This is a genomic window from Streptomyces ipomoeae 91-03 (assembly GCF_000317595.1).
Lineage (GTDB): Bacteria > Actinomycetota > Actinomycetes > Streptomycetales > Streptomycetaceae > Streptomyces > Streptomyces ipomoeae.
Window position 1 is genome coordinate 1 of record NZ_AEJC01000633.1, and the last position, 9,280, is coordinate 9,280.

General features: G+C 68.9%; 10 protein-coding genes. 7 read left to right on the forward strand and 3 right to left on the reverse strand.

Annotation, left to right across the window (positions count from 1 at the left end):
- Nucleotides 1-279 precede the first annotated feature (279 nt).
- The 3 genes from STRIP9103_RS41690 to STRIP9103_RS52550 form a co-directional block, all read right to left on the reverse strand.
- Entirely contained in the window at nucleotides 280-969 is a 690-nt protein-coding gene (locus STRIP9103_RS41690; protein WP_009339192.1) for an SDR family oxidoreductase, read from the reverse strand.
- A gap of 35 nt (nucleotides 970-1,004) precedes the next feature.
- Complete coding sequence (locus STRIP9103_RS41695; protein WP_009339200.1) at nucleotides 1,005-1,904, reverse strand: haloalkane dehalogenase; 900 nt, start codon at nucleotides 1,902-1,904, stop codon at nucleotides 1,005-1,007.
- A 275-nt stretch (nucleotides 1,905-2,179) separates the two neighbouring features.
- Complete coding sequence (locus tag STRIP9103_RS52550) at nucleotides 2,180-2,515, reverse strand: TcmI family type II polyketide cyclase (protein WP_009339186.1); 336 nt, start codon at nucleotides 2,513-2,515, stop codon at nucleotides 2,180-2,182.
- Between the two features lie 888 nt (nucleotides 2,516-3,403).
- Between STRIP9103_RS52550 and STRIP9103_RS41705 the strand changes: the two genes are divergently transcribed.
- The 7 genes from STRIP9103_RS41705 to STRIP9103_RS41735 all read left to right on the forward strand — a co-directional run bounded on the left by STRIP9103_RS41705 (nucleotide 3,404) and on the right by STRIP9103_RS41735 (nucleotide 9,268).
- Entirely contained in the window at nucleotides 3,404-5,329 is a 1,926-nt protein-coding gene (locus tag STRIP9103_RS41705; RefSeq protein WP_009339191.1) for an AfsR/SARP family transcriptional regulator, read from the forward strand.
- Between the two features lie 74 nt (nucleotides 5,330-5,403).
- A complete protein-coding gene (locus tag STRIP9103_RS41710) occupies nucleotides 5,404-6,141 on the forward strand; it encodes an SDR family NAD(P)-dependent oxidoreductase (protein WP_009339196.1) in 738 nt (245 codons plus the stop codon).
- Complete coding sequence (locus STRIP9103_RS41715; protein WP_048822007.1) at nucleotides 6,141-6,518, forward strand: SchA/CurD-like domain-containing protein; 378 nt, start codon at nucleotides 6,141-6,143, stop codon at nucleotides 6,516-6,518. Before STRIP9103_RS41710 ends, STRIP9103_RS41715 begins: the two co-directional genes overlap by 1 nt.
- Entirely contained in the window at nucleotides 6,515-6,988 is a 474-nt protein-coding gene (locus STRIP9103_RS41720) for a DUF1772 domain-containing protein (protein WP_234022429.1), read from the forward strand. The genes STRIP9103_RS41715 and STRIP9103_RS41720 overlap by 4 nt, the downstream gene beginning before the upstream one ends.
- Before the next feature lie 79 nt (nucleotides 6,989-7,067).
- Nucleotides 7,068-7,952 (forward strand): SDR family oxidoreductase, encoded by an 885-nt coding sequence (locus tag STRIP9103_RS41725; RefSeq protein WP_009339194.1) that lies wholly within the window; start codon nucleotides 7,068-7,070, stop codon nucleotides 7,950-7,952.
- A 76-nt stretch (nucleotides 7,953-8,028) separates the two neighbouring features.
- Nucleotides 8,029-8,478, forward strand: coding sequence for a nuclear transport factor 2 family protein (locus STRIP9103_RS45365; RefSeq protein WP_009339190.1), 450 nt, complete (start codon nucleotides 8,029-8,031; stop codon nucleotides 8,476-8,478).
- 172 nt (nucleotides 8,479-8,650) lie between these two features.
- Nucleotides 8,651-9,268 (forward strand): class I SAM-dependent methyltransferase, encoded by a 618-nt coding sequence (locus tag STRIP9103_RS41735; RefSeq protein ID WP_009339189.1) that lies wholly within the window; start codon nucleotides 8,651-8,653, stop codon nucleotides 9,266-9,268.
- Nucleotides 9,269-9,280: the final 12 nt, after the last annotated feature.

Here is a 9,280-nt window from a genome sequence, read left to right on the forward strand (position 1 = left end):
CCGCACACCGTTCGTTGTTCGTACGGCGGTCCGCCCATTACCTTCGCACGACGGTTCGGCCCGGCTCCGGAAGGAACGCATGACCGAAGCCGAGGGGAGTCCCCGGGGCGCCGCCGACGACCGTCACACGCTCGCGCCGCACTCGGAGCGTCCCGGGCCGTGGCGGCCGAAGGCCCGGCCCACGCCGAAGGCCCCGGTCGCCGATGGGCCGGCCGGGGCGCAGTCGGGTCGGCCCGGCCGGTCGGCGACTGCCGTACCGGGCCGGGTGCGAGGGCGTGGTCAGCGGGGCAGGGTCAGGCCTCCGTCGACGGGCAGGACGGTGCCGGTGACGTAGTCGGCGTTGATGAGGTACTCGACCGCCATGGCGACGTCGTCGGGGCGTCCGACGCGGCCGGCGGGCGCGGCCTCGGCCACGGCGGCGAACTGCGCTTCGCGCTGTTCCCCGGGAAGACCGGCCCACCAGGACGTGTCGATCACTCCGGGTGAGACCGCGTTGACCCGTACCGGGGCCAGTTCGACGGCCAGCGGAGGGACGGCACGCTCGATGCCTCCGTTCGCCGCGGCCAGGGTGACGGTGCCGGGGCGGGCGACGCGGGCGCTGCCTGCGGAGAGCATGGTGATGGAGGCGGTGACCTGGGCGTGTCGGATGGCGGTCAGGTAGCCGTGGAGCTTGCTGTCGACGACGTCCCGGATCCGCTCCGTGGTGAGGGACTTGAGAGGGCCGAAGCCGGTCATTCCGGGACCGAAGGCGAGGACCAGGTGGTCGAACGGGCCGGTGCGCTCGAAGAACGCGCGCACGTCGTCCTCGACGGTGCTGTCGAGCCGCTCGGCGACCGCGACCTGGTTCCCGGCCGCTGCCAGGCGTTCGGGGTCGCGGCCGGTGACGGTCGTGGTGATCCCGGCCTTGGTGAGTCGGGTGGCGACGGCCAGGCCTATGCCGGACGTGCCACCCATGATCACTGCCTGCACGCTGTTCGTTCCTTCCCGTCGGGATGTCCGTGGTCTCAGGGGAGCCGCCGAGCGCCTTCGCCATGGGGCGTCTCCAGCAGACGGTGTCGGCCGATCCACGAGGAGATGGCGGCGGCGATCTCGCGGGGGCGGTCCTCGGGGGCGAAATGGCCCGCGGTACCGCAAGGGACGGTCTCCAGCGCGGCGATATTGGCGGCGCACCAGGAGGACATGGCCTCGTCGACCAGGAGCGTGGGCGAGCCCTGGAAGGTCAGCAGCAGCTTCGGGACGTCCGGGCTGGCCTTGAGCCAGGCGTTGAACGCCCGCATACGGGCGACGAGTTCGGCGGGCTGGCCGTCCAGAGGTATCTGTCGGGCCCAGGCCAGCAGTGGGCGGCGGCTGTCGGGGGTCGGATGGGGCGCGAGGTGGGCGTTCATGTCGTCGTCGGCGACGGTGGTCAGGACTCCGCCGCCGCCCGTGTACGCCTGGCGGAGGTAGAGGTCCTGCCGCAGCACCATCTCCTCGCCGACGCCCGGGGTGTTGATCGCCTCGCAGCGGGCGCGGGCCATGGGTCCGAGTTCGTCCCAGGTCATGGGTTTGATGATGCTCTCCAGCAGCACGACGCCGTGCACGCGCTCAGGATGGCGGGCGGCCCAGTCGCAGGCGAGCGTGCCGCCCCAGTCGTGTCCGACGAGGACGACCCGGTCCAGTCGTAGGGCCTCCGTCCAGGCGTCCAGGTACCGGGCGTGATCGGCGAACAGATAGGGGATGTCGGGCTTGCCGGACCGGCCCATCCCGATCAGATCGGGTGCCAGCAGCCTCCCGCCGCCCACATACGGCAGGACATTGCGCCAGACGTACGACGATGCGCAGTTGCCGTGGAGGAAGACCAGCGGAACTCCTTCGCCGTCGTCGAGGTAGTGCATCGTGGAACCGAGGGCGGCGATCTCAGGCATAAACGTGTTCCCTTTCACAGTCGGCGGCGCCCGGACGATTTTTCCGGCGGAAAAGCAGAGGAATATCGACCTCAACCGAGGAACAGGGTGCATCCCAGGTCGACGGCAAACCCTTCATGAGCCCGCCGCATGGGCCGGGAAAGGTGACACGATTAAATTCCCCGGCCTGCTCCAGATGTGTGATCCATCACGCTTCCCCCTGCCGGGCGAAGTAGACCGCCGAGTAACCTTTTTGTTGACGGAGGGTCTGTGCGAGCGTCACGCCGGAAGAATTCTTACCTGATCCTTCCCTGATCCGCCGTCCACTCGTAGAAAGCGCGAGCCATCGCGTCCTTCGGTTCCTGCCAGCCCGGATCGTAGGGGGAGATGAACTCGCTCAGCCGGGCGTCGACATCCTGAAAGAGGGGATGGTTCCGCGCCCGGCTCAGGTTCGGCCGAAAGTTCTCGTCCGCCTCGATCAGATGGACGTACACGTCGTGGAAAGTGAACAGCGTCCGCCGGGACACCCCGATGAGGTGGGGCAGTTCGCTCGCGTCGGACTCGGCGAAGATCTGCGCGATCTCCGGGGCCGACTGCTGCTGCATCCGGGCGACGATGAGCGTCCGATTCACGGTTCCTCCTGGTAGGTGTGTGAGGCCCCGGCGGCCCGTGGCGCTCCGGATCCCGCACCCACGGGCCCGGGGGCCGGCCGGTACCGCTTCCGCATCATCGACACATCTGCTCGACGACGGCTCGAACGCCGGTCCAACGCGCTTCGGCCTCCCTGGTCGCGACCCGCGCCGACATGTGCTTCCAACCGTGTCCAACGGGTGCCGGGCGACGCGGACGCGGGCGCCGTACCGCCCGCGGGAGTTCCGGTTCCCGCCGGGCGAAAGGCGATGCGAATTGGCCAGCACGTTATGGTCGTCGATCGAGCCGTGACCGACTTCGGCGCAGCCACCAGGACATTCTTCCCGCCCGTCGGCGCCCCACCGATGACTTCTGGGCATTTCTCGCACGGGCGGCATGAACGCCCAGAATCCCGGAAAGCTCCGCCGCGGAATGGATCGAACCTGGACTCCGCCGCATCACTTCAAACATCTTGTCATCCGCCGAAAATAACTGTCTCACGATCCGGTCACCGTCACTTCCCTGCCCGCGTCCCGCATCCATCGACGAACCGGTCCAATCACGTCTTCCCAGCAGTCACATCCTTCACACGGCGGGAGTTCTGGTCATCGGACCTGTGAATGTCGATGCATCCTGCATTCATGCAATGAACTATTGACAGTTGCACAACTTAGGCCACAGGCTGTCTCCTGTACTGCCGCTGATCATCTCGGCTGATTGAGGCATACGGCGTCACTGTTCCTGTGCCGGGAACGCCGGGCGCCAGGCATTTGTTGCGTCAGCAATCAGCCATGTCCCCCACCCTCACAATGTGGTTGCCCGAATGCCGAAAGACAGTGGCACTACCGGGATTTTCAAGCCGCAGCGAACGAAGAAATACGGTGCCCCCATTGATCCAGGTTCGCCTTCTGGGACCCTTCGAGCTGACCTGCAACGGCAAGTCGGCGGTGAGGCTGTCCGCCCCGAAACTGCGCCGGGTCCTGATGCTTCTCGCCCTGAACGCCGGTCGCGTCGTGAGTACCGCCCAGTTCCTGTCCGAGCTCTGGGAAGATCGCCCGCCCCGTAGCGCCCGTACGACCCTGCAGACCTACATCTACCAACTCCGCAAGCTCATGGCCCGGGTCACCGACGCGTCCGGCGCGCGGGTGTCACTGGAGACGACAGCCGCCGGCTACCTGCTCCGCCTTCCTCCCGAGTGCGTGGACGCACACCGTTTCACCGCCCTGGTGGCGGAGGGACGCGCCCACATCGCCGCGAGCGAGACCCTCCTGGGCGTCCAGACACTCGACAAGGCACTCGCCCTGTGGGGCGCGACCTCGATGGCGGAGACCGACCTCGGCTCCGTACTGCAGACGGAGGCGGTCCGGCTGGAGGAGCTGCGTCGCACCGCGGTCGCGGAACGGATCGAGGCCGAGCTGAGCCTGGGACTGCACCACCAAGCGGTGGGGGAACTCCTCGGGCTGGTCGCCTCGAACCCCACCGACGAAGGATTACAGGCCAAGCTGATGCTTGCGCTGTACCGGTCCGGGCGCCGGTCGGAGGCACTGACCGCCTACCGCCGGGCCCGATCGGCGCTGGCGACCGAGCTCGGGCTGGAACCGTGCACGGAGTTGCAGCAGTTGCACAGCCGCATCCTCGCCGGAGACCCTTCGCTGGACCTGCCCGAGGACACCACCGCCGTACGGTCCGCCGCCACGTCGATCCCGGCGCCCAGCCAACTGCCCCCGGACGTCCGGCTCGTGGGACGGAAGCCGCAGTTGGAGGCTCTCTGCCAGGCGCTGGCCGACGGCCCAGGTGTCGGCAGGCCGGTGGTGGTCGTGACCGGTGCCCCCGCATCGGGCAAGTCCGCCCTCTGCGTGCGCACCGCTCACCAGGTCCGCGCCGACTACCCGGACGGTCAGTTGTGGGCCGAGATGACCACACCCGCTGGCCGGCCTGTGCCGCCGGGAGAGATTCTGGGCGATTTCCTGCGTGCGGTGGGACTTCCGCCCAACCACATTCCGGAGGACGTCGACGAGCGTGCCCGGATGTTCCGCAGTTGGGCCGCGGACCGCCGGGTGCTGGTGGTGCTGGACGACGTCGTGGACGTGGACCAGCTCATCCCGTTGCTGCCCGGGGGTTCTCGGAGCGCCACCTTGTTGACGTGCCGACGACGCCTCTCCGATCCACGGATCACCGCGGTGGTGCCTGCTTCCCGGCTGAGCCACACGGAGGCGTGGGACCTCCTGGCCGACACCCTGGGACCGGACAGGCTCGCCTACGAGGCCGACGCGGTGATCAAGGTGATCCAGCTGTGCCAAGGGTTGCCCGGGGCCCTGAGGACCGTGGCCCGACAGCTCGAGATGCGTCCGCACTGGTCCGTCGCCCGGATCCTCGACCGCTCGACGCTGCCCGCCCTCCTCCCGAGCTTCCGGCGTACGTACCGGCTTCTGACGCCTCCTGTGCGGTCGGCCTTCCGCGCTCTCGCCGCCGTGGATTCGGTGATCACGGCCGAGGAGGCCGGAACCGTCCTGGGGGTGGCCACTCCGGCGGCGGAGGCGTTGCTGGAGGAGTTCGTCGAGGTGCAACTGGCCCATGTGTGCCGGGGGCCGGAGAGCAGCGGTATCGGTTACGAGTTCGGGTGGCGGTACACCAAGGCGGAGCTGGACTTCGCGTGCGACGCGGCCGAGCGGGACACACCGGAGCCGGTCGGTGTCGGCGCCGGTGCGCGGGTGGAGCCAGCCGCGTTCGCCGCTGGTCTGACGCACGGCCTGCCGGCAGGCGTGGTGCCGTCGACGACATTCCCGCGGCGGGCCGTGCCGTCCACACGGCTCTAGTCGGGCTCCAACCGGATGCGAGCGCGATGGCCCAGGGTCGACGTACCGACGTGGCGTGAGAGACGGAGACCTGCATGGGATATGGACTGAAAGCGAAACGAGTGCTTGTCACCGGGGGGACACGCGGGATCGGCCGGGCCACCGTGCTGGCGTTCGCCGAGGCGGGAGCCCACGTCGTGACGTGCCACAGGGCCGAGGGTCCTGAGGTGTCGCGGCTGGCCGGCGACTTGGCGGAGCACGGCGACGAGCACCGGATCATCCGACAGGACGTGACCGACGCCGAGGGGGCTCGGCGTCTGCTGGAGGTCTGCCGAGAACACCTCGGGGGTCTGGACGTCCTGGTGAACAACGTGGGGGTCGACGGCCACGCTCTGCTGGAGGACCTGGAACCGGCGCAGTGGCACCGGGTGATGGACCACAACGTCACCTCGGCGTACCTCGTGTCACGAGCGGCGCTGCCGCTGCTCGCCGACGGCGCGTCGATCGTCAACGTCGGTTCGGCCGCCGCTCTGCGGGGCCGACCGGCGTCGGCCCACTACGGCGCCTCGAAGGCCGCCATGATCGGGTTCACGCGGGGCCTGTGCAAGGAGTTGGGTCCCCGGCAGATCCGGGTCAACGCCGTGGCCCCGGGCGTCACGAGTGACGACCCCGGCAGTGACCTTCCCCCTCATGTGCTGGAACGGCTGCTCGCCGCGACCGCGCTCGGGCGGCTGTGCCGACCGCGGGACGTGGCCGACGCCGTGCTCTTCCTCGCTGGTGACGACTCCCGCGGCATCAGCGGTGCAACTCTGACTGTCGATGGAGGTATGTGATGCCGTTCGCTGCTGTGACCTACCGGGTGAAGCCCGGTCACGAGGACGAGATCGCGGAGATCTTCCGGGACTTCAAGCGGGTCGACACCCCGGTGCTGCCCGGCCGGGACGGGTCGGCCGCCGGACGGCTCCTGGGCACCGCGGTGTTCATCAAGGACGACGTGATGGTCCGCGTGATCCACTACGAGGGTGACTTCTCCGCGATCGCCGGGCACATGGCCCGTCAACAGGGCGTGCACACGGTGGAGAAGAGGCTCGCCCCGTATCTCGTGGAGCAGCGGGACACTCGTACCGAGGAAGGGTTCGAGAAGTACTTCCGTAACGCCACCATGAGGGTGCTCACCCAGCTCTCGGCGGACGATCACCCGGCGGCATGACGGCCATGGCCGAACTCCTCGGGGTGCTGGTGCTCTTGGGGAACGGGCTGACGGCAGGCGTCCTGTTCGCGGTCGCGCTGAGCGTGGTGCCGGCGATGGCGGCGATGCCCGCGGCCCGCTACGTGTACGTCCACCAGCTGCTGGGCAGGAACTGGGACCCCACCATGCCGGTGATCGTCCTCGCCTCGGCCCTTGCCGACCTCGCCCTGGCGATGGGTTCCGACATCTGGTCGCGCACGGCGCTGTTCGGCACGGCGGCCCTGCTCCTGCTGGCCGTCTCCGTCGTCTCACACTTCCGCAACGTACCCATCAACCGCCGGGTGAAGGCACTCGACCCGCAACGGCTGCCGCCCGACTGGGGTGACCCCCGTCCGGAATGGCGCCGCTGGCATCTGACCCGCACGGTGCTCGCCGTGACCGCGCTGGCGCTGAACGCCCTGGCCCTGACCGTCGTACCGGCCGGAGCCTGACGGTCTCGTCCTTCCCGCACCCACCGTTCGTCGATAGTTCCGTCTGTCTGGAGGCAGCTGTGAGATTGAGGAGATCACCGTGATCCTGGTGACTGGTGCGACCGGCAACGTCGGTCGCCATGTCGTGGACCTGCTGCTCGCCGAGGGCGCCACCCCGCGGGCCCTGACCCGTGACCCGACGGCGGGCCGGCTGCCGGACAAGGCCGAGGTGATCGGTGGCGACCTGTTACGGCCCGAGTCGGTGGCCGCGGCGCTGGACGGGGTGGCCACCGTGTTCCTGAACCTGTCGGCGGTGGGCGAGACGACCGAGGAGTTCCTGGCACTCGCCCGGCAACAGGGGGTGCGTCGGGTGGTGATGCTTTCCTCCTCGTCCGTTCAGGACGGGATGGCCGAGCAGCCCAGCATGCTCGCCCAGTGGCACAAGGCGAGCGAGGACCTGGTCAAGGCGTCGGGCCTGGAGTGGACCATCCTGCGGCCCGGCGAGTTTGATACCAACGCGCTGTGGACCTGGGGCGAGCAGCTGCGCGCCACGGGCACGGTGCGCGGCGCGTACGGCATGGCGGCCACCGCTCCGATCCATGAGCGGGACATCGCGGCGGTGGCCGTACGGGGGCTGCTGACGGACGACCACGTCGGCGAGCGGTATGTACTGACCGGCCCCGAGTCGCTGACCCAGTACGACAAGGTACGCATCATCGGGGAGGCCGTCGGGCTGCCGTTCCGGTTCGAGGAAGTGTCCCCGGAGGTGGCGCGGGAGGACTATCTCGCGCGGGGCATGCAGGCGCAGGCCGTCGACAGCATGCAGGACCACTTCGGCGCGGCGATCGACGGCATCCTCCGGCGTCTGGCCCAGTCGGTGGGCCGTGCCGCCCCGATCACGTCGACCGTGACAGAGGTGACAGGTCGTCCGGCGCTGACGTTCGCGCAGTGGGCGGCCGAGAACGCGAGCGCGTTCCGCGGCTGATCCGCGACCGCGATCGACGCCCGACCCGGGAACAGATCCCACTCTCACTCGTCCCGCTCTCACTCGCGAGGTGGTCATGTCGGAAGGTCCAAGCCCCCGTGAAGTCGTCACCGAACTGCTGGAGGAACGTCAGAAAGAAGGGTCGCGGGTCGAACTCGCCGAATTCTATGCGGAGGACGCCGTCATGGAACATGTCTTCGGCATGCTCGGGCCGACCCGCTGGGAGGGCCGGGACCAGCTGAGGGAGCATTTCAGGAGTCAGGGCTCGGGAGATTTCAGGGTCAAGGCCCACAACCTTGTGATCCACGAGACGTTGGACCCCGAAGTCATCGTGATCGAGTGGGAATTCGACATGATCGAGATCTCCGGGGGCCGGTCCGTGCGACTGTCGAACATCGTGGTCATGAGGGTACGGGACGGGCTGATCGTGTCCTCGCGGGACTACCACAACCACCTGGGCCTTGCGGCGGCCACCGGCGGTCTGCCGGCGCTGTTCGCGGCCCTCGCCGAAAAGAACGGCGACTGACCGGTCGGACCCGAAACGGCGGCCCGGAACCACTGTCCGAAACGGCGCCGGTCCTCCGGGAAAGGGCGGAGATCCGGGAAACGGCGGCGATGTCCGAAGGGAAGGCCGTCGCGAAATGCAGAGTTCATCAGGTGCGAGCGCGCCGAGCGACAACCGATGGAAAGGTGTTCCCATGCCCGAAGAATCCGTGTACGCCCGTCACCAGGACCCGAGTTTCCTGGAGGAGCTGTACGAGACAGGCGCGACCCCCTGGGAAACAGGCCGACCCCAGCCGGCCTTCCTCGCGCTCGCCGAAGCCGGCGCCTTCCGGGGGCGGGTGCTGGACGTGGGCTGCGGTACCGGCGAGCACGTCCTGATGTGCGCGGCCCTCGGTCTCGACGCCACCGGGGTCGAGCTCGCCTCCAACGCCCTGCGGATCGCGGAGAGGAAGGCGCGTGAGCGCGGTCTCACGGCACGGTTCCTCCGCCATGACGCCCTGCGGCTGCCGGAGTTGGGGGAGTCCTTCGACACCGTGCTCGACTGCGGGCTCTTCCACCGGTTCGAGGGCGCCGAACGCACCGCCTACGTCGACAGTCTGCGCTCGGTGGTGAAGCCGGGCGACCGCTGCTTCGTGCTCTCCTTCAGCGACCAGCAGCCGGAGGACTGGGGGCCGCACCGGGTGTCCCGCGAGGAGATCGAGGCCGCGTTCGCCGACGGATGGCGCATCGACTCCATCGAGCCCAGCACCATCGACGCCACCGTCGCCCCGAACGGCGTCCGCGCCTGGCTGGTCTCCCTGACCAGGCTCTGAGCCGACCGCCGG